The following is a 17,821-nucleotide window of genomic DNA, read 5'->3' as shown; positions in this document are numbered from 1 at the left end:
TTGAAACCCCCAAGCTGGCTTTAATGAAACAGGCCAATTCTGGAAAAGTCATTGAAATTCATCCACACCAGAAACGCTTTTCCAACCACCTGATCATCGGACACAAATCCCCAGATACGGCTGTCGCTCGAGTTGTCGCGGTTGTCACCCATCATGAAATAATGCCCTTGTGGCACCACACAACGGAAACCATTGACATCGTATTTGCAGTTGTCCCGGTTCTTGAATGTTTGCGCACCAATGACATAGGGTGGTGCATCCTCGTCGTTCAGTACCAGGTGCTTTTTGGCATTCAAAGTTTCCTGATACTGCAAGGAATACGAAAAGTTATTGGGATCGTAATATTTGTCGAGTTGCTTCACTGGCAGCGCCTTGCCGTTGATCAACAGTTTTTTGTTGCGGTATTCAACCACATCACCACCTACACCCACCACACGCTTGATGTAGTCCAGTGAGGGGTCCAGCGGGTAACGAAACACCATGACATCACCGCGTTGCGGATCTGAAACCGGGATGATTTTTTTGTCGATGATTGGCAGGCGAATGCCATAGGTGAATTTGTTGACCAGAATCAAATCACCGATCAGCAAGGTGGGAATCATGGAGCCCGACGGGATTTTGAACGGCTCAACAACGAAAGAACGCAACACAAATACAAACAGAATGACCGGAAAAAAACTGGCACTGTATTCCAGCCACAAGGGCTGCTTCATGTATTGGTTGCGAATGCGCTGCTCGGCATCCCCTTTCAGCGTTGCAGCACCCGCCGTACAAGCCAGCGCCTGTTCTGCTGCCATTCTTCGTTTTGGCTTGAAAACCATCAGGTCAAGCACGTAGAAAAAACCGGTAAAAAGCACCAGCAAAAATAAAATCAGGGAAAAATTCATTGTTATTTGTCTTCCACTTGGAGAATGGCAAGGAAAGCTTCTTGTGGAATTTCCACGTTGCCCACCTGCTTCATGCGTTTTTTACCTGCTTTCTGTTTTTCCAAGAGTTTTTTCTTTCTTGAAATATCACCGCCGTAACATTTGGCCAGCACATTCTTGCGCAGGGCTTTCACGGTTTCACGCGCAATAATGTTGGCACCGATTGCAGCCTGAATGGCCACATCAAACATTTGGCGAGAAATGATCTCGCGCATTTTCCCGGCCACGGCACGGCCACGATACACCGCATTGCCCCGATGAACCATGATGGATAAGGCATCCACTTTCTCGCCGTTGATCAACATGTCCACTTTCACAATATCGGCCGGACGGTATTCCTTAAAGGCGTAGTCCATCGACGCATAGCCACGGGAAGTTGATTTCAATTTGTCAAAAAAATCCAGCACAATTTCAGCCATGGGCATCTCGAACGTCAAACGCACCTGGCGACCGTGATAAACCATGTTTGTTTGTGTGCCACGCCGCCCGGTACACAGAGTCATGACAGACCCCACATATTCCTGCGGCATCAACAAGTTCACGATCACGATCGGCTCCCGAATTTCGTCGACCTTGCTCAGGTCGGGCATTTTCGACGGGTTGTCCACTCGCAAAATGGTGCCATCACGCTGCTTGATTTCATAGACCACAGTGGGGGCCGTGGTAATCAAGTCCATGTCAAATTCGCGCTCCAGGCGCTCCTGCACAATGTCCATGTGCAACATGCCCAGGAAACCACAGCGAAAACCAAAGCCCAAGGCTTGTGACACTTCGGGTTCGTAGTTCAGGGCCGCATCATTCAGACGCAATTTGTCCAGCGCTTCGCGCAACGCCTCGTATTGGTTCGACTCCACCGGAAACAAACCGGCAAACACCTGCGACTGCACTTCCTTGAAGCCAGGCAATGGCTTGTCCGCAGGCTTGCCAGCCAGGGTTACCGTATCGCCCACTTTTGCGCTTTCAAGCATCTTGATGCCCGCATTGATATAACCCACCTCACCGGCCGACAACGATTCACGCGGAATCGACTTCGGGGTGAACACGCCCACATCGTCGGCAATGTAGGTGTCGCCAGTGGCCATCAACTTGATTTTGTCTTTGCGGTTCAACACCCCATTGACAACGCGAACCAGCATCACCACGCCCACGTAGTTGTCAAACCAGCTGTCAATGATCAAGGCCTGCAACGGCGCATCACGGCTACCCCGTGCAGCCGGAACCTTGTTGACCACCAGTTCAAGCACCTCATCGACACCCAAACCGGTTTTGGCGGAAATGGCAATTGCGCCTGACGCATCAATACCAATCACATCTTCAATTTCAGATTTTGCGTTTTCGGGGTCGGCCTGGGGCAGATCGATTTTGTTCAGCACAGGCAACACTTCAACACCCAGATCAAGCGCGGTGTAGCAATTGGCCACCGTTTGCGCTTCTACACCCTGGGAAGCATCCACCACCAGCAAAGCGCCTTCACAGGCAGACAAGGAGCGGCTAACCTCGTAGGAAAAATCCACATGGCCCGGGGTGTCGATCAGGTTAAGCAGGTAAGTGTTGCCATCTTTGGCCTTGTAGGTCAATGCCGCGGTTTGGGCCTTGATGGTGATGCCGCGTTCTCGCTCAATGTCCATTGAGTCAAGCACCTGCGTGTCCATTTCCCGATCGCTCAGCCCCCCGCACATTTGAATCAAACGATCCGCTAGCGTAGATTTCCCGTGATCAATGTGGGCGATGATCGAAAAATTGCGTATGTGCTGCATTTGCATCATTAAAAAGGGGGCTTCTTGGCCCCCTGAAAATTTCGGTAACACGTTATTTTACCTGATCAGACCTTGCTTTACAGCATATTTCGCAAGGCCCGTGCGCCCACGGCGGGCGCGGATGGATCAAGGCGTGATGACCACGAAGAATGAGTTTTCGCCGCGACGCACCAACAAGGGCGCAGCCTGACCTTTTGGAATGGCTTTGACCAATTCAGCAAACTGTTTTTCGGAGGTGATATCAGTGCGCCCAAGCCGCAAAATAACATCGCCCGTGGCGATACCGGCTGCTGCCGCCATACCCACGGAATTTCGCACAACAACACCGCCGGTCAGACCCAAGGACGATTTCTCTTGTGCAGTGGGGTCAGTCACAGTCAAGCCCAATTTGTCTGTTTCGGCAGGCTTGGGTTTCTCTGCAGGCGCGGGCGTGGCCTTGGCTGCATCCGCCTCAAATTCCGCCACTGTAATGGCAACAGCTTTTTCAGTGCCTTTGCGCCACAGCACCATGCTCACCTTCGAACCGGGCTTGGTTTCACCCACAATACGGGGCAAATCAGAGGCCTTCACAACTTTTTTGCCATCGAAACGCAAAATAATGTCGCCTGCAATGACACCGGCTTTCTCGGCCGGGCTGTCTTTGCCCACCGATCCAACCAAAGCACCCACAGCCGAATCAAGCCCCAGGGCTTTGGCCACGTCTTTGTCCACTTCGCCAATGCCCACGCCGATGCGGCCGCGGCTTACCTTGCCGTTTTCACGCAACTGCTTGGCCACACGCATGGCTTCATCAATTGGAATGGCAAAGGAAATACCCATAAAACCACCTGTGCGGCTGTAAATCTGGGAATTGATACCAATCACTTCACCGTCCAGGTTCAGCAATGGGCCACCCGAGTTGCCGGGGTTCACCGCCACGTCAGTTTGAATGAAAGGCAGGTATTCGCCTGTATCGCGGCCCTTGGCACTTACAATACCGGCTGTTACCGAATTCTCAAGACCGAATGGTGAGCCAATGGCAACTACCCACTGCCCCACCTTGGTGTTGTTCACATTGCCGATTTTCAGGAAGGGCAGGTTTTTGCCTTCAATTTTAACCAAGGCAACATCGGTGCGCTGGTCTGAACCAATCACCTTGCCCTTGAATTCACGCTTGTCCGGGAAAGTCACAATGATGGATTCTGCGCCATCAACCACATGGTGGTTGGTCAGCAGATAGCCATCGGCGTCGATCACAAACCCGGAACCCACACCACTGGGAACTTCGCGCTCAGGTGCAGGGGCGCCTCGAGGTGTTTGACCCGGTTGGCCTGGTTGACCCGGCATGGGTGTTCCGGGCGGCATAAAGCGCCGAAAAAACTCAAAGAACGGATCGTTGGGATCCATCCCGGGAAAGCCCTGGGGATTTTGGCTTACTTTCTGGGTGGTACGAATATTCACCACACCTGGACCAACACGATCCACCAGATCGGAAAAGTCGGGCAAATCACGCGCAGCCGCATTCACGGGTGCGGAAAAATTCAGCACCGACACTGCCATGGCCAGAAAAAGAAAAGCCGTCCAAACAATTTTTCGGGAATTCAACACTTCAGATCTCATTTAAAAATTTCCTTGTTATTGAGATTTCCAACGCACAGACTTCAAAAAAAGTCCCAGAGTCTTTTCGGGCACCTCGCCCAAAACGGTCACCATGTGCCCGCCCTGTGTTTCTGATTTCGACATCACTGCCCCGTGACTCATGGGAACCTGCGGCATGGAATGGTTTGCCTGATGCTTTTGAATAAAAACGGACAAGGTGGACAAACCGTCTGAGTACACAGTTTGGTGAATCTGTTCATCTTTGCCCTTGACCCTGCAAACCGTATCGGCCTTTTTAAAACCGAAAGCCAGATCGGGCAAATCATAGGGTAACTCATTCGAATCCAGTGAACGCACTTCGGTGCTGCTGGTGCGCCATCCGGGGCCAGCCTTCACCAACGAAGGGGTTTCAATCAAGGCAGGCTCGAAAGAAATTTCCTTGAACCCCACATTCTCGAGCACATCGCCCCGTGGTGAATACAATTCCGAGCGCAACAGCAACTTGTTTTCCCGATCCAGATAAAGGCGGTATTCGTAACGCATGTCATCGTTCGGGCTTAATTTCAGCACACGAACAGCCCTGCCGGCAACTCGCCGCCCCGGCAGTTCACTGATGCTGTAAAAGCGTTCCAGCATGGACGCACCATTGGCTTCGGCCAACACTCGGGGAAACGAAACAGACGTGTGCCGACGATCGGTCAATATCATTTTGCGATCGGGAATGACGCACTGAATTTGGTCGTTGTGGCGAATCCATTTGGCGGGCTGACCATCGAGCCGTTCAAGCACCTCGAATTCACTACCCCCGGTGGACTGATGAAGCAAACGGCTGCTTTGGGAATATTTGCCTGACTCGGTGATCAGCAAGCCAGAATAACTCAGGGACTTGGCCTGTTCATGGCTGGCCCAAACCAAATTCCACAGGCCTTGATCCGCCTGCACACCCAATGCAATACTGGCGAGAAACACGCCAGTTACGAATTGCCTGATTAAACGAAGCGGGCGGTACAACATCATGGCTTGGTCGTCACTCAACGGCTGGAGGAAACATAATTAAATTGCACGGACTGATCAGTGCCGTACGCAGAGGGCTCCCAGACATTCATCCATTCGGCAGCACCCAGGTTGTTGACGATCACACGTTCTGTGTTGTTCAGCGAGGGGCGATCGGCCTCTACACGAGCAATCGGAGACACACCGGAAAGGCCACTGCGAACACTGTTTTGCTGGTGGGCCATAAAATATTCTTGCCACAGGGCCAGCTCTTCATCCGTGAAGGCACTGTCAACAGCTTGTGTGCGTACCATTTGGACCTGGCTGTCCAGCGGAGGTATCGCCTGGTTCATTGCAAAACTGAAGAAACCCACAGCGGCGAGTGAAGCCAGCAAACGTTTTGAAAGGCCCACTGCGAACACGCGCTGCGCCGCCGATTGCCGAACCAGGACTGTGGCCAATACAGGTGCAAGCACCGTGGGTTCCTGCTCCAGACTTTCCCCGATTCTCTGAAGCAAGGGCGGTGAGTGAAACGCCGCTGTATCAGACGATCGAATCAAATCGCCCACAGCGCAGTAACCTTGCCACGCCTGCACGTCCTCATCGGCCATCGAAGACAACATGGCTTTCAGGCTTGCTTCATCAAGCTCGCCGTCCAGCATCGCGGAAATTTGTTCGTTCCTGTTCATCACTTTATTCACCTGACCTGTTTACCAACGCTTGCTACCCTTGGGTTCTAACAAGGGCTTGATTTTTGCTGCAATGGACTCCCGGGCACGAAAAATTCGTGACCGAACGGTTCCAATTGGACAATCCATCGCTGCTGCAATCTCTTCATAGCTGAGTCCGTCGATTTCCCGCATTACAATTGCAGACCTTAATTCTTCAGGCAACGCAGCCATGGCTTCATTGACCGCCTCGCCAATCTGCTTGGTTTGATACAACGATTCAGGCGTGTCAATGTTACTAAGAGCGGCATTGTCTTCAAAAGTTTCACTGTCACCGTCATTTGACTCTTTTAAGGTAGATGGGCGTCTTCCCTGGGTCACCAACAGGTTTTTTGCAGTGTTGATCGCGATCCGGTAAATCCAGGTGTAAAACGCGCTGTCTCCCCGGAAGTTGCCAATTGCTCGGTACGCCTTGATAAAGGTTTCCTGCACAATATCTTCTATGTCTTCCTGATTTCGCACCATGCGCGTCAACAAACGCCCAACACGCCGGTGGTACTTGCTGACCAACAGGTTAAATGCCAACTTGTCGCCAGCCTGAACCCGCTGGACGATCAACAGGTCATCGTCTTTATCGGAGGACATTCATCCTCCAGAAATAGGCTGACAGCGTGGGTTTGTCCAACGACTCATCGGAACGCAAGCGGTTCAAACAGGTACGCAGCATTGCGCTTGGGGAACTTGACGCTGAAACAAACAAGGTGCAAGCAGACCCACGGGGGGCGCCGCGGATGAACAGAAAAGTACCAAAAAACAGGGTCCAGGCGCGGACCAGTTCAACGGGCGTATGATCTGACTGCGAGCCCTGCGGGATCAGCAGGAAAAACCGGGGACTGAATTTGACAGCAGGATCCAGTTCATCACACAAGCTGAACCGCACTACCCATTGCTTAAAGGCAGACAAAGCAGACACATCACGGGCAGCGAACATGAATTCATTCAAGATGCCGCCCGGCCGTGTGTTTGACAAGGAGTGCCCCGTTACACCCGTGCAATGGCCAAAGTACCGTTGGTACCGCCAAAGCCAAAGGAGTTGGACAAGGCCAGTTTGATGTTCATGTCCCGTGCCGTGTTGGCGCAGTAATCAAGGTCGCAGCCCTCGCCGGCTTCAAGCAGGTTGATGGTGGGTGGCGACACCTGGTAGTGAACAGCCAGCGCGGTGAACACCGCTTCAATGCCACCCGCAGCACCCAGCAAGTGACCGGTCATGCTTTTCGTGGAATTCACCACGGTTTTGAATGCATGGTCGCCCAAGGCGCGCTTCACGGCCATTGTTTCGGCCACATCGCCCAAGGGGGTCGAAGTGCCGTGTGCATTCAGATAATGTACGTCTTCGGGGTTCATGCCGGCATTGCGCAAGGCGGCCTTCATGCAACGCGCAGCGCCATCACCATCTACACAAGGTGCGGTCATGTGGCTGGCATCGGCACTCATGCCGTACCCTACTACTTCACCATAAATTTTTGCACCGCGCTTTTTGGCATGCTCGTATTCCTCAAGCACCAATACACCCGCGCCCTCGCCCAGCACGAAACCGTCACGGTCTTTGTCCCAAGGGCGGCTGGCTGCCGCAGGGTCATCATTGCGGGTAGACAAAGCGCGCATGGCCGCAAAACCGCCCACGCCCAAGGGCGAAACGGTGGATTCAGCGCCACCTGCAATCATCACGTCAGCATCGCCGTATTCAATGATACGCGCAGCTTCACCAATGGAGTGGGTGCCCGTGGTACACGCGGTCACCATGGCAATGTTCGGGCCTTTCAAGCCGTACATGATGGACATATGGCCAGAAATCATGTTGATGATGCTGCCTGGCACGAAAAACGGGGAAATTCGACGGTAGCCTTTGTTGGTCAAATCGGTGTGCGTGTCTTCAATCATTGGCAAGCCGCCAATGCCAGAGCCAATGCTGACACCAATTCGCTCAGAATTTTGGTCGGTCACTTCCAGACCGGAATCTTTGAATGCCTGAATACCAGCGGCCAAACCATAATGGATAAAGGTATCCATGCGGGCAGCTTCCTTTCCGGGAATGTACTCAGCCACGTCGAAGCCTTTGACTTCGCCGGCAATTTTGACGCTCAAAGCCTCTGTTTCGAACCGGGTAATGGACGAAATTCCAGATTTGCCTTGGGTCAGGCTTGTCCAAGCCTCGCTTACAGAATTACCCACAGGGCTGATGATGCCCAAACCGGTAATAACAACACGTCTACGGCTCACAAGCCCTCCTTTATCTGGTTTCTGCTTAAACCACCAGGGGTAAAAACGGCCTTGGCCGCTTTTACCCACCGGCAATTCAACCATTAAGACTTAGAGTTTGTCTTAACGTAATCAATCGCTTGCTGGACAGTCGTGATCTTTTCAGCTTCTTCGTCAGGAATTTCTGTTTCAAATTCTTCTTCCAAAGCCATGACCAATTCCACTGTATCCAAGGAATCAGCGCCCAGATCATCTACGAAAGAAGATTCGTTTTTGATTTCCTCTTCTTTGACGCCGAGCTGTTCGGCCACAATCTTTTTAACGCGCTGTTCAATGTTTTCCATTACGGAGCCTCCGTGGGTTTTTAATAAAAATCAAAAGAGTGTAGCAAAGCGATATGACAGATCATATTCTAAATGCCTTGCCATCACCCCATCCACATTCCACCATTCACGTGTAACGTGGTTCCAGTTACATACCCCGCTTGATCGCTGGCCAAATACAACACCGCAGCTGCGATGTCTGTGACTTGGCCCATGCGGCCCAGCGGGATTTGTTGCTTCAACTGATCCACCTGTGTTTCAGACAGTGCATCAGTCATGTCAGTTTGAATAAATCCGGGCGCCACACAGTTTACAGTGATATTGCGGCTTCCCAGTTCACGCGCCAGCGCTTTTGTCATTCCAGCAACGCCTGCCTTGGCGGCGGCATAATTTGCCTGCCCGGCATTGCCGCTGGTGCCCACCACAGATGTGATGTTGATCATACGCCCGGTGCGTGCTTTCATCATTGGTTTCATGGCCAATTTCGACAGCTTGAACACCGACGACAGGTTCGTGGCAATTACGGCATCCCAGTCGTCGTCTTTCATGCGCATGGCCAATTGATCGCGGGTAATGCCCGCGTTATTCACCAGAATAGACAGTGGACCCAATTCTTCTGCAATGCGCGCAAACAGGGGCTCAAGGCTGGTAGTGTCTGTTACGTTCAGCACAGCGCCAAAACCTTTTGCACCAACAGCATTCAGCCCGGCCGTAATGTCGGCAGCGCCCGCCTCGGAGGTGGCTGTACCCACCACAGTTGCCCCGGCTTTGCCCAGGGTAACGGCGATTTCACGACCAATGCCACGGCTTGCGCCAGTGACCAATGCAATTTTTCCAGTCAAGTCGAATAAGTACATTCGTTTTTTCCTTTTTTACTGCGCCTGCAAGGCCGCATGAATGCTGTCCGGATCAAAAATATTGACCACAGGCACATCGCTGATGCGCTTGACCAGACCAGCCAGCACCTTGCCGGGGCCGCATTCTACAAACAGTGTGGTTCCGGCTGCAGTCATGGCTTCAATGGTTTCAACCCAGCGCACCGGACCATAGGCCTGGCGCACCAGCGCATCGCGGATTCTTGCGGGGTCGGATTCTACAGCCACATCAATGTTGTTGTATACAGGCAATGTTGGCGCGTTGAATTTTGCGTGCCCCAGAGCCGCCGCCAATTTCACGGAAGCAGGCTTCATCAGACTTGAATGAAACGGCGCAGAAACCGGCAATTCAAGCGCACGCTTGGCACCCAAGGCTTTGGCAGCGTCGCAGGCGGCTTTCACACCCCGCGCACTGCCAGCAATCACAACTTGGTTGGGTGCATTGAAGTTCACAGCCTCGGCCACTTCACCGTTCACACTGGCCTGTTGGCATGCCTGTTTTACCTGATCGTCGCTTAAACCCAAAATGGCGGCCATTCCGCCCTGCCCGACCGGCACGGCTTCCTGCATTGCCTGGGCACGAATACGCACCAAGCCAAGGCCTTCGGACAAACTGAGCACACCTGCCGCAACCAGTGCAGCGTATTCACCCAATGAATGCCCGGCCACCAGATTTGGCACCTCACCGCCCGCAGCCAACCAGGCGCGCAACACCAGCACATCGGCCATCAGCATGGCGGGCTGGGTGTTGATGGTCAGGTTCAAGGATTCAGCAGGGCCGTTTTCAATCAGCGTAGCCAAATCCTGGCCCAAAGCCTGATCGGCTTCCACTGCTGTGGAGGCATACAGACTGGCCGTTGCAGGGTGAGCTTTGAATGCATTGAGCATTCCCACCGCTTGTGAACCCTGCCCGGGAAACAGGAAAGCAATTTGTTTTGTCATTTTGGAGGAATTCATCTAATTTGCAATCTGCGTTATTTTACATGCGAACAAGTACGCTACCCCAAGTAAAACCGCCTCCCACACCCTGTAAAAGCACGTTATCGCCTTTTTTGATCTGTTTTTGGGCAACCGCATGGTTCAAAGCCAGCGGAACCGAAGCTGCCGACGTGTTGCCATGCTGGGCCACGGTCATGACCACCCTTTCTTCTGGCAGTTTCAATTTTTTGGCCACAGAATGAAGAATTCGCACATTGGCCTGGTGAGGCACCAGAAAATCCAGGTCTTCCAGCTTGAAATTCAGGGCTTCAAACAACTCCAGAGCACTGTTGCCCAACACTGATACGGCTTGCCGGAATACGGCCTGGCCATCCATGCGCAGGAATGGGTCGCCGACAATTTTGCCACCCTCTATGCGACCGGTGGTGTTAAGAATGCAACCCAGGGTGCCATCCGAATGGAGCTTGCACCCCAAAATACCGGGCTCATCGCTGCCTTGCAGGTACACGGCACCGGCGCCGTCACCGAACAGCACGCACGTGGTTCGATCGTGCCAATCCATCAGGCGGCTGAACACCTCTGAACCAATTACCAGTGCATTTCTGGCCTGCCCTGCACGAATCATGGAATCTGCCACGGTGAGCGCGTACACGAAGCCACTGCAAACAGCCTGGATATCAAATGCCATCGCATGCCTGGCACCAATTTGGGCTTGTACAGCGCAGGCTGTTGAGGGAAACACTTGATCGGGCGTGGATGTGGCCAAAACAATCAGATCGACCTGATCGGGCAGCACACCAGCCGCGTTCAAAGCCTGCAAGGCCGCCTTGCTGGCCATGTCGCAGTTGGTTTCATCGGGTTCGCAAAGATACCTTTGCTGGATACCGGTGCGTGTTTCAATCCATTCAGCACTGGTTTCCACGCCTTTTGCAGCAAGAAACACAGTCAATTCCTGGTTTGATACCGCACGCCTTGGCAGGCTTGCGCCGGTGCCAAGGATTGCACTGTATTGAGACATTAAATCACTTGGTCTGGTTTGGCCTCGACTTGCGCGGAAACCGCCTCCCCCATGCCTGGGGCCGCCGGGGCTGCCAAAGGCACATAGTGCGACATGGTGAGCCTGATGCTGTCCAGCAAATTGCCGTTGGCCGCATCGTAGGCGCGCTTGATCGCATGGAAGAAGGCATAGGCATCTGCCGAGCCGTGGCTTTTGATCACAATCCCTTTAAGCCCAAGCAATGCTGCTCCGTTGTAGCGGCGGTGGTCCACCCTTTTTTTGAATCGAAGCAACACTGGCGCGGCAAATACCGCAGCAACTTTGGGCCACAGGCCTCTCTTGAACTCTGTCTTGATAATGTCGCCCAGCATTTGTGCCAGGCCCTCTGACGTTTTAAGGGCAACATTGCCCACAAAACCATCGCACACCACTACATCGGTGGTGCCTTTGTATATGTCGTTGCCTTCCACGTTGCCGTAGAAGTTCAATTCGCTTGCGCGCAGCAATTCAGAGGCTTTTTTCACAACCTCATTGCCTTTGATCACTTCTTCGCCAATATTGAGCAAACCCACAGTCGGCCTTTCAATGCCTTCAGTGCCTTTGACAAACGCCGAACCCATGACAGCAAACTGAAACAGGTGCTCAGGTTCGCAATCCACATTGGCCCCCAGGTCAAGCATCAACGTGCCCGTGCCTTTCATATTGGGCAGGGCCGATGCAATGGCCGGGCGATCAATGCTGTCCATTGTTTTGAGCACGAAGCGGGAGATCGCCATCAAGGCGCCGGTGTTGCCGGCACTGACGAACGCAGACGCCAACCCGTCTTTCACCAGGTTGGCACACACTCGAATTGAAGAATCTTTTTTATTGCGCAGGGCTTGGGCCGGGGGCTCATCCATTTCAACCACTTCACTGGCGTGACGAATGGTGATCTGGGGGTGCTCCAAGGCCTTTTTCCTGGCGAGTGCTGCCTCAATTTCGGCCTGCTTTCCCACCAACACAAGCTGCACATCGGGATGCAGCTTGAGAAAACGCAAACAGGCTGGGATGGTGACCGACAAACCGTGGTCTCCACCCATGCAATCAATCGCTATGCGAACCATCCGTTCCTAGACCTTTTGGTTTTCATGGCAACATGACTGCAGTTGCCTTGTTGAAGAGTCAATAAATTACTCGTCAGCTTTGGTTTTTACCACTTTCTTGCCACGGTACATGCCGTTGGGGCTGATGTGGTGACGCAGGTGTGTTTCACCAGAAGCTGAGTCAGCGGACAAGGTTGGCGCTGTCAGGTTTTGGTGCGAGCGGTGCATGCCACGCTTGGAAGGTGATTTTTTGTTCTGTTGAACGGCCATTTTAAAGCTCCATGTATAAAAGTGTTACTTCTTGCTACCCTTGAGCAAATCGCCCAGGTTGGCAAAAGGACGCTGTACTTCCTGTGTTGGGCCATCAGCAGTGTCATCCTGATGGTCGTCAGTATTCTCTTCGTGCTCACCCTCTTCCTGCCAACTGCGTGCGTCCAGTTCGGCGCAGGCTTCGTGTTTTGGAAACATGGGGCAAGCCAGCAATATTTCGTCTTCCAGCCAATCTCTCAAGTTTATCGCACCCGGGCATGCAACAACGTCTGTATTGTCGTCCAGCGTGTCTTCGTCGTAGGCATCGGCCTGCGCTTCAGAAGTTTTGAGAATCAAATGACGATCAAAATCGGTGGCATGCTGCACACCTGAACCACACACTACACACGATAACTCTGCGTTAAAGCGGCCTTGAAACCGAATGACGCTTTCAGACTTGGCGTTAATTCGCCCGGACACTTCCCAATGCGTCACTTCGCAAGACAACATGTTTTCGTCGTTGCCCAGGCGCGGGAAATCAAACTTCACGTCTGCGCTGCCAATTCGACCGCCCAAGCGAGAAAACGACCATGCGTCGAATTCATCAAACTGTTTTTGTGGGGCTTTGTGCCGCATGCAGATTAGAAAAGCAGGAAACGCGCGATAATACTCCTCCAATCGTTTTATGTCAAAGCCGCAAGCCACCCCAAATGACCCGTTCCTTGTATTTAGCGTCCAGCTCGAAGTACCGCCGTGAACTTCTGACCCGCCTGCAGCTTAACTTTCACTGCGAAGCACCGCAAATTGATGAATCGCCGAGAAAAGGCGAAACACCCTTGGAAACTTGCCAGCGTTTGGCCAGGGAAAAGGCAGTGGCCGTGGCAAAAGAACACCCCGGCGCAATTGTGATTGGTTCGGACCAGGTGGCCGATGTAGAAGGTGTGGCCATCAGCAAACCTGGAACTCACGACAAGGCGCGGGCACAATTGCGAAGCATGAGCGGCAAAACAATCATATTTCACACTGCCGTGTGTGTGCGCTGCGATGAAATGGCCCAAACACTTGAATTCACCGTACCCACGTCGGTGGAGTTCCGTGAACTAAGCCCCGCTGAAATTGAACGCTACCTGATTGCAGAAGAACCTTATGACTGCGCCGGTTCGGCCAAAAGCGAAGGCTTGGGCATTTCATTGCTGAAACGTATTGAATCAAGCGACCCCACAGCGTTGATCGGCTTGCCGCTGATCGAGGTATCGAACGCACTGCGACAATTTAACGTGACCCTGCCCTGACATGCTTTATTTGGTACCCAGCCCGCTTAGCCAAAAAACGCCAAAACTGCCTGTGCTGGCAGCCGACCTGCCGCTTGTTCAACAATGCAAAACCTGGCTGGTTGAAAACGCCAAGCCAGCGCGGGCCGCTTTGGGGCATTTCAATATGCCGGCGCCCATCCGTGAACTGCAAATTCTGGAAATTGCCCAGCTGAACCCGCAACAGCGCCAAACACTGATTGAACAATGCAAGGCAGGCGAACCCATTGCGGTGATGAGCGATGCGGGCTGCCCTGGCGTGGCCGACCCCGGCGCTGAAATTGTGGCGCTGGCCCATCGATTGGGCTGCCCCGTTCACCCGCTGGTTGGGCCAAGTTCAATATTATTGGCACTGATGGGAAGCGGCTTGAACGGTCAAAGCTTCCGGTTTCATGGTTATCCGCCCTTGGAGCCTGCACAACGGGACGCGTGGATCAAACAAACCGAGCGTGAATCAAAGGTGCAGAAATGCACGCAGATAGTGATCGAAACCCCTTTTCGGAATGAAAAGCTGATTGAAGCATTGTTGAAGCAGCTTTCCGACACTACCTTGCTGTGTATTGGCTGGGACTTGACTGGCGAGGACGAATGCATCCAAACAAAAACCATTGCGCAGTGGCGCAAGCAGCCAGCCTTTCCAGGCAAGTTACCCTGCCTTTTCTTGTGGCTGGCCGAATAGCCTACTGAAAGCTCAAACGCTGACTGGTTCCAAATTCTGGAAATACGCTGCGAACGCCCTGACCAAATACCACACCCACCCGTTCGGCCAAGCGCTCGGCCAGGGAATCCTGTTCGGTGTAATCCAGAATTTCTTCGGTTTTAAATACATCGCGGGCCACAGTGTCAAGCGATCCGAGCTCGTCGGCAAGGCCCAGATCGACGCTTTTGGCCCCAGTCCACACCAAACCGCTAAACAGTTCTGGTGCCTGTTTCAGCTTGTCACCACGCCCTTCCTGAACCACTTTGATGAACTGCTGGTGAATTTCTTCTGCCATTTGCCGGGCAAACTCGGTTTGATATGGGTCTGCCGCGCTGAATGGATCCAGAAAGCCTTTGTTTTCACCTGCGGTGATCAAGCGGCGCTCAACCCCAAGCTTTTCCATGGTGCCGGTAAAACCAAAACCGTTCATGACCACACCGATTGAGCCGACCAGGCTGGCTTTGTCCACATATATTTTGTCTGCAGCCACAGCCACGTAGTAACCACCGGAGGCGCACACTTCCTCAACAACGACATAAAGCGGTTTGGCAGGGTATTTGACCCGAAGCCGCTTGATCTCGTCATTAATCAACCCTGCCTGAACAGGGCTGCCACCGGGGCTATTGATTCGCAGAACAACACCAACGGAGCCAGTGCTTTCGAAAGCGCTGCGCAGGCTGGCGTTTACACGATCGGCGCTGGCCAGGCTGTCGGATGAAATAACGCCCTCCAGATCAACCAATGCAGTGTGCCGTGTTTCCTCCAACCCGGGACCAGCGCTTAACCCAAGTATAGAGGCGATCAACACACCCACGTAAACCAGACCGATCAGCTTGAAAAATATTCCCCAGCGGCGTTTTCTGCGTTGTTCGACCAGTGCCTCAGAAGCCAGCTTTTCAAGCAGCTTTCGCTCCCATTGATTGTCTTGTTCGCTCATGTTCAGTCCTCAATGCCGTCTGCCGGCACTGTAATTAATTCAGTTGGGGTCCAGTACACTGCACCATTTTTTTCTTCAATATTCAATCGCACCAAGGGGTTGCCATCGCAAGGGCCTCCAAGGCAACTGCCATCGGTGGCGTCATAGCTTGCGCCATGGGTGGCACACACCACAATGCGCCCGGAATCATCCAGAAACTCCCCGTAATTCCAGTCAAGTTCTACCGGTACATGCGAACATCGGTTCAGGAAACAGCGAACAGCGTTGTCAACGCGCACAATGAAAGCGGTGGTCTCTTCGCCGTTGTACAACACTTTGAAACGATAGCCAGTACCACCTTCTTCAAGGTCACTGGATTGGCAAACAAGCAATTCAGACATGATTTATTGATGCGCAGAAATGGTTTGAATCAGCCAGGGAGCCAATTCATTGATTGAACGGAAGGATTGAAGGTGGGGCACCTGATTCAATAACTTGGGTGGGTGCGCCCCGGTTTGAACTGACAAGGCATTCACACCAGCGGCCTGTGCCATGTTCAGGTCGTGGGTGGTGTCTCCAATCATGACAACATGGGCCGGGTCGGTGCCGAATTCTTCCATCAGCTCGAGAATCATTTGTGGATGCGGCTTGCTGTGGCATTCGTCAGCACACCGCGAACCCATGAAATACCGCGCCGTGTCTGAATTGGACATGGCCCTGTTCAGCCCCTGGCGGCTTTTGCCAGTGGCAACCGTGCAAATCACGCCCATTTTATTGAGGGTTTGAAGCAAAGGCACCGCACCCGTGAACAATTCGAGCTCATGGTCTTTGCTTAGGTAATGTTTGCGGTAACTTTCAACCAACAAGGCAATTTGCGTTTCGCTGGCACCCGGCGCAGCGTGACGCAAGGCGTCACTGAGGCCCAAACCAATCACATAAGAAGCAATTTCCTCGCCGGGATCGGGCAAGCCTGCATCAAGACACGCACGCTGAATGGATCGGGTGATTGCGCCAGTTGAGTCGAGTATGGTGCCATCCCAGTCAAACACCACCATTTTGTAAGTCATCTGCTGTTTACTGCCTGTAAGGATTTTAAAAAACTGTCCAATTCCGGGGCCAAGGGCGCCTCTATCACTATAGTTTCATTTGTCGCCGGGTGAATCAACTGCAGGCGTGCGGCGTGCAAAAACATGCGCTTCAAACCATGCCGGGCCAATTGCTTGTTCATTTCAAAGTTGCCATACCGGTCGTCGCCCGCGATTGGAAACTTGTTGGCACTGGTGTGGACCCGAATTTGATGGGTGCGACCAGTGAGAATTTGCGCCTGAATTAATGTAAAGCTTGAATAATTTGCTTTATATAACTGAATTATCTTGAATTTCGTGCAAGCATTGTCGCCGCTTGGATCAACAAACACACGCGCCTCTTTTTCGCCGCTTTGGGTCTTCAGCAAGGGCAAGTCCACCTGCTTCAAGGCTTCAGGCCAAAGCCCAAGCACCAGGGTTTTGTAATACTTTTTCCAGGAACGGGCTCGAAGTTGCTCTTGTAACTTCCTGAGTGCACTTCGTTTTTTTGAAAGAATCAATATGCCAGAGGTTTCACGATCAATTCGGTGCACCAGCTCAAGGTCTTCATGGGTTTCTGCCCTAAGTGCCCGAATACATTCAATTAAACCAAACGATGAGCCTGAGCCACCATGCACCGCCATGCCGGAAGGCTTGTTGACCACCAACAGGTGATCGTCTTCAAACAATATGGGAATGTCTGCTGCACTTTTTAAAAGCTGTACCTTATTGAACGTACCACTTGAAGGTAGCGACTCAATGCTTTGTTTTTCCAGCACCTGAATGGGGGGAATACGCACCACATCACCGACGCACAATTTGGTTTTCGCCTCTGCCCGTTTGCGGTTGATTCGCACCTCGCCCGAGCGAATGATGCGGAACACATGGCTTTTGGGCACACCCTTACACACACTGCACAAAAAATTGTCCAGACGCTGGTCTTGATGTTTTTCGTCAATTTCGAGCAAAACAGCCCTGTCGGGATTGGGTTTTTCCTGTGTTTTCAATTCTTTGTTTTACCAATTGGGCGGGTTCAGCATATAATCGAATTATCGCTTGGGAAGCGTCCGAATTCACTTCTGGATACGCCCCACAGTGATTTTATTTAGTGGGTGTGCCGCCTACCCTGGATGGTGGCAATGATGGCTGAAAAAGAGGCGCGCGGCTGAATGCCCGCCTTAAGCT

General features: G+C 52.6%; 21 protein-coding genes. 2 read left to right on the top strand and 19 right to left on the bottom strand.

The genetic code is table 11. From position 1 onward, the window contains the following. Nucleotides 1–20: 20 nt before the first annotated feature. From lepB to V7028_RS08200, 15 genes are all read right to left on the bottom strand, one after another. On the bottom strand, nucleotides 21–887 hold the full coding sequence (gene lepB / locus V7028_RS08270; protein ID WP_334119607.1) for a signal peptidase I: 867 nt from the start codon (nucleotides 885–887) through the stop codon (nucleotides 21–23). Nucleotides 888–889: 2 nt separating this feature from the next. After that, entirely contained in the window at nucleotides 890–2,683 is a 1,794-nt protein-coding gene (gene lepA, locus V7028_RS08265) for a translation elongation factor 4 (protein WP_334119651.1), read from the bottom strand. Nucleotides 2,684–2,809: 126 nt separating this feature from the next. Next, nucleotides 2,810–4,282, bottom strand: coding sequence for a DegQ family serine endoprotease (locus V7028_RS08260; RefSeq protein ID WP_442918711.1), 1,473 nt, complete (start codon nucleotides 4,280–4,282; stop codon nucleotides 2,810–2,812). Between the two features lie 15 nt (nucleotides 4,283–4,297). After that, complete coding sequence (locus tag V7028_RS08255; RefSeq protein WP_334119606.1) at nucleotides 4,298–5,278, bottom strand: MucB/RseB C-terminal domain-containing protein; 981 nt, start codon at nucleotides 5,276–5,278, stop codon at nucleotides 4,298–4,300. A gap of 14 nt (nucleotides 5,279–5,292) precedes the next feature. Further along, nucleotides 5,293–5,943 carry a sigma-E factor negative regulatory protein gene (locus V7028_RS08250; protein ID WP_334119605.1) on the bottom strand — a complete coding sequence of 217 codons (651 nt, stop codon included), beginning with the start codon at nucleotides 5,941–5,943 and terminating at the stop codon, nucleotides 5,293–5,295. A 21-nt stretch (nucleotides 5,944–5,964) separates the two neighbouring features. After that, nucleotides 5,965–6,567, bottom strand: coding sequence for an RNA polymerase sigma factor RpoE (gene rpoE, locus V7028_RS08245; RefSeq protein ID WP_334119604.1), 603 nt, complete (start codon nucleotides 6,565–6,567; stop codon nucleotides 5,965–5,967). Then, nucleotides 6,554–6,952: a hypothetical protein gene (locus V7028_RS08240; RefSeq protein WP_334119603.1), complete on the bottom strand. Its 399-nt coding sequence runs from the start codon at nucleotides 6,950–6,952 to the stop codon at nucleotides 6,554–6,556. The genes rpoE and V7028_RS08240 overlap by 14 nt, the downstream gene beginning before the upstream one ends. An 11-nt stretch (nucleotides 6,953–6,963) precedes the next feature. Beyond that, the gene (fabF, locus tag V7028_RS08235; protein ID WP_334119602.1) at nucleotides 6,964–8,202 is read right to left on the bottom strand and encodes a beta-ketoacyl-ACP synthase II; all 1,239 of its coding nucleotides are present in this window, start codon (nucleotides 8,200–8,202) and stop codon (nucleotides 6,964–6,966) included. 83 nt (nucleotides 8,203–8,285) lie between these two features. Further along, nucleotides 8,286–8,525 carry an acyl carrier protein gene (gene acpP, locus V7028_RS08230; protein ID WP_008249131.1) on the bottom strand — a complete coding sequence of 80 codons (240 nt, stop codon included), beginning with the start codon at nucleotides 8,523–8,525 and terminating at the stop codon, nucleotides 8,286–8,288. Nucleotides 8,526–8,608: 83 nt separating this feature from the next. Next, nucleotides 8,609–9,361, bottom strand: coding sequence for a 3-oxoacyl-ACP reductase FabG (gene fabG / locus V7028_RS08225; protein ID WP_334119601.1), 753 nt, complete (start codon nucleotides 9,359–9,361; stop codon nucleotides 8,609–8,611). A 15-nt stretch (nucleotides 9,362–9,376) separates the two neighbouring features. After that, nucleotides 9,377–10,321 (bottom strand): ACP S-malonyltransferase, encoded by a 945-nt coding sequence (gene fabD / locus V7028_RS08220; RefSeq protein WP_334119600.1) that lies wholly within the window; start codon nucleotides 10,319–10,321, stop codon nucleotides 9,377–9,379. A 37-nt stretch (nucleotides 10,322–10,358) separates the two neighbouring features. Continuing rightward, nucleotides 10,359–11,336, bottom strand: coding sequence for a beta-ketoacyl-ACP synthase III (locus V7028_RS08215; protein ID WP_334119599.1), 978 nt, complete (start codon nucleotides 11,334–11,336; stop codon nucleotides 10,359–10,361). Then, on the bottom strand, nucleotides 11,336–12,418 hold the full coding sequence (gene plsX, locus V7028_RS08210; protein ID WP_334119598.1) for a phosphate acyltransferase PlsX: 1,083 nt from the start codon (nucleotides 12,416–12,418) through the stop codon (nucleotides 11,336–11,338). Before plsX ends, V7028_RS08215 begins: the two co-directional genes overlap by 1 nt. A 66-nt stretch (nucleotides 12,419–12,484) precedes the next feature. Then, nucleotides 12,485–12,667 carry a 50S ribosomal protein L32 gene (gene rpmF, locus V7028_RS08205; RefSeq protein WP_256763688.1) on the bottom strand — a complete coding sequence of 61 codons (183 nt, stop codon included), beginning with the start codon at nucleotides 12,665–12,667 and terminating at the stop codon, nucleotides 12,485–12,487. Between the two features lie 24 nt (nucleotides 12,668–12,691). Further along, the gene (locus tag V7028_RS08200; RefSeq protein ID WP_334119597.1) at nucleotides 12,692–13,282 is read right to left on the bottom strand and encodes a YceD family protein; all 591 of its coding nucleotides are present in this window, start codon (nucleotides 13,280–13,282) and stop codon (nucleotides 12,692–12,694) included. A 74-nt stretch (nucleotides 13,283–13,356) separates the two neighbouring features. Between V7028_RS08200 and V7028_RS08195 the strand changes: the two genes are divergently transcribed. Together V7028_RS08195 and V7028_RS08190 are read left to right on the top strand one after the other, a co-directional pair. Then, on the top strand, nucleotides 13,357–13,938 hold the full coding sequence (locus V7028_RS08195) for a Maf family protein (protein WP_334119596.1): 582 nt from the start codon (nucleotides 13,357–13,359) through the stop codon (nucleotides 13,936–13,938). Between the two features lies 1 nt (nucleotide 13,939). Next, a complete protein-coding gene (locus V7028_RS08190) occupies nucleotides 13,940–14,635 on the top strand; it encodes an SAM-dependent methyltransferase (RefSeq protein ID WP_334119595.1) in 696 nt (231 codons plus the stop codon). Nucleotide 14,636: 1 nt separating this feature from the next. On the opposite strand, the gene V7028_RS08185 is transcribed toward V7028_RS08190, so the two are convergent. The 4 genes from V7028_RS08185 to V7028_RS08170 are packed head-to-tail and all read right to left on the bottom strand — an operon-like array spanning nucleotide 14,637 to nucleotide 17,643. Further along, on the bottom strand, nucleotides 14,637–15,593 hold the full coding sequence (locus V7028_RS08185) for a S49 family peptidase (protein WP_334119594.1): 957 nt from the start codon (nucleotides 15,591–15,593) through the stop codon (nucleotides 14,637–14,639). Between the two features lie 2 nt (nucleotides 15,594–15,595). After that, entirely contained in the window at nucleotides 15,596–15,973 is a 378-nt protein-coding gene (locus tag V7028_RS08180; RefSeq protein WP_334119593.1) for a Rieske (2Fe-2S) protein, read from the bottom strand. 3 nt (nucleotides 15,974–15,976) lie between these two features. Then, on the bottom strand, nucleotides 15,977–16,639 hold the full coding sequence (locus V7028_RS08175) for an HAD-IA family hydrolase (protein WP_334119592.1): 663 nt from the start codon (nucleotides 16,637–16,639) through the stop codon (nucleotides 15,977–15,979). Further along, nucleotides 16,636–17,643 (bottom strand): RluA family pseudouridine synthase, encoded by a 1,008-nt coding sequence (locus V7028_RS08170; protein ID WP_334119591.1) that lies wholly within the window; start codon nucleotides 17,641–17,643, stop codon nucleotides 16,636–16,638. Before V7028_RS08170 ends, V7028_RS08175 begins: the two co-directional genes overlap by 4 nt. Nucleotides 17,644–17,821: the final 178 nt, after the last annotated feature.

This window comes from Limnobacter sp. (genome assembly GCF_036846585.1).
GTDB lineage: Bacteria > Pseudomonadota > Gammaproteobacteria > Burkholderiales > Burkholderiaceae_B > Limnobacter.
Note: the sequence above shows the minus strand (reverse complement) of the source record. Positions and strands in the feature narration are given on the sequence as shown.

Bases quoted from the DNA above. Each gene is read 5' to 3' on its own strand.
- lepB (WP_334119607.1), bottom strand. From the start codon at position 887: ATGAATTTTTCCCTGATTTTATTTTTGCTGGTGCTTTTTACCGGTTTT.
- lepA (WP_334119651.1), bottom strand. From the start codon at position 2,683: ATGCAGCACATACGCAATTTTTCGATCATCGCCCACATTGATCACGGG.
- V7028_RS08260 (WP_442918711.1), bottom strand. From the start codon at position 4,282: ATGAGATCTGAAGTGTTGAATTCCCGAAAAATTGTTTGGACGGCTTTT.
- V7028_RS08255 (WP_334119606.1), bottom strand. From the start codon at position 5,278: ATGATGTTGTACCGCCCGCTTCGTTTAATCAGGCAATTCGTAACTGGC.
- V7028_RS08250 (WP_334119605.1), bottom strand. From the start codon at position 5,943: ATGAACAGGAACGAACAAATTTCCGCGATGCTGGACGGCGAGCTTGAT.
- rpoE (WP_334119604.1), bottom strand. From the start codon at position 6,567: ATGTCCTCCGATAAAGACGATGACCTGTTGATCGTCCAGCGGGTTCAG.
- acpP (WP_008249131.1), bottom strand. From the start codon at position 8,525: ATGGAAAACATTGAACAGCGCGTTAAAAAGATTGTGGCCGAACAGCTC.
- fabG (WP_334119601.1), bottom strand. From the start codon at position 9,361: ATGTACTTATTCGACTTGACTGGAAAAATTGCATTGGTCACTGGCGCA.
- fabD (WP_334119600.1), bottom strand. From the start codon at position 10,321: ATGACAAAACAAATTGCTTTCCTGTTTCCCGGGCAGGGTTCACAAGCG.
- V7028_RS08215 (WP_334119599.1), bottom strand. From the start codon at position 11,336: ATGTCTCAATACAGTGCAATCCTTGGCACCGGCGCAAGCCTGCCAAGG.
- plsX (WP_334119598.1), bottom strand. From the start codon at position 12,418: ATGGTTCGCATAGCGATTGATTGCATGGGTGGAGACCACGGTTTGTCG.
- rpmF (WP_256763688.1), bottom strand. From the start codon at position 12,667: ATGGCCGTTCAACAGAACAAAAAATCACCTTCCAAGCGTGGCATGCAC.
- V7028_RS08200 (WP_334119597.1), bottom strand. From the start codon at position 13,282: ATGCGGCACAAAGCCCCACAAAAACAGTTTGATGAATTCGACGCATGG.
- V7028_RS08195 (WP_334119596.1), top strand. From the start codon at position 13,357: ATGACCCGTTCCTTGTATTTAGCGTCCAGCTCGAAGTACCGCCGTGAA.
- V7028_RS08190 (WP_334119595.1), top strand. From the start codon at position 13,940: ATGCTTTATTTGGTACCCAGCCCGCTTAGCCAAAAAACGCCAAAACTG.
- V7028_RS08185 (WP_334119594.1), bottom strand. From the start codon at position 15,593: ATGAGCGAACAAGACAATCAATGGGAGCGAAAGCTGCTTGAAAAGCTG.
- V7028_RS08180 (WP_334119593.1), bottom strand. From the start codon at position 15,973: ATGTCTGAATTGCTTGTTTGCCAATCCAGTGACCTTGAAGAAGGTGGT.
- V7028_RS08175 (WP_334119592.1), bottom strand. From the start codon at position 16,639: ATGACTTACAAAATGGTGGTGTTTGACTGGGATGGCACCATACTCGAC.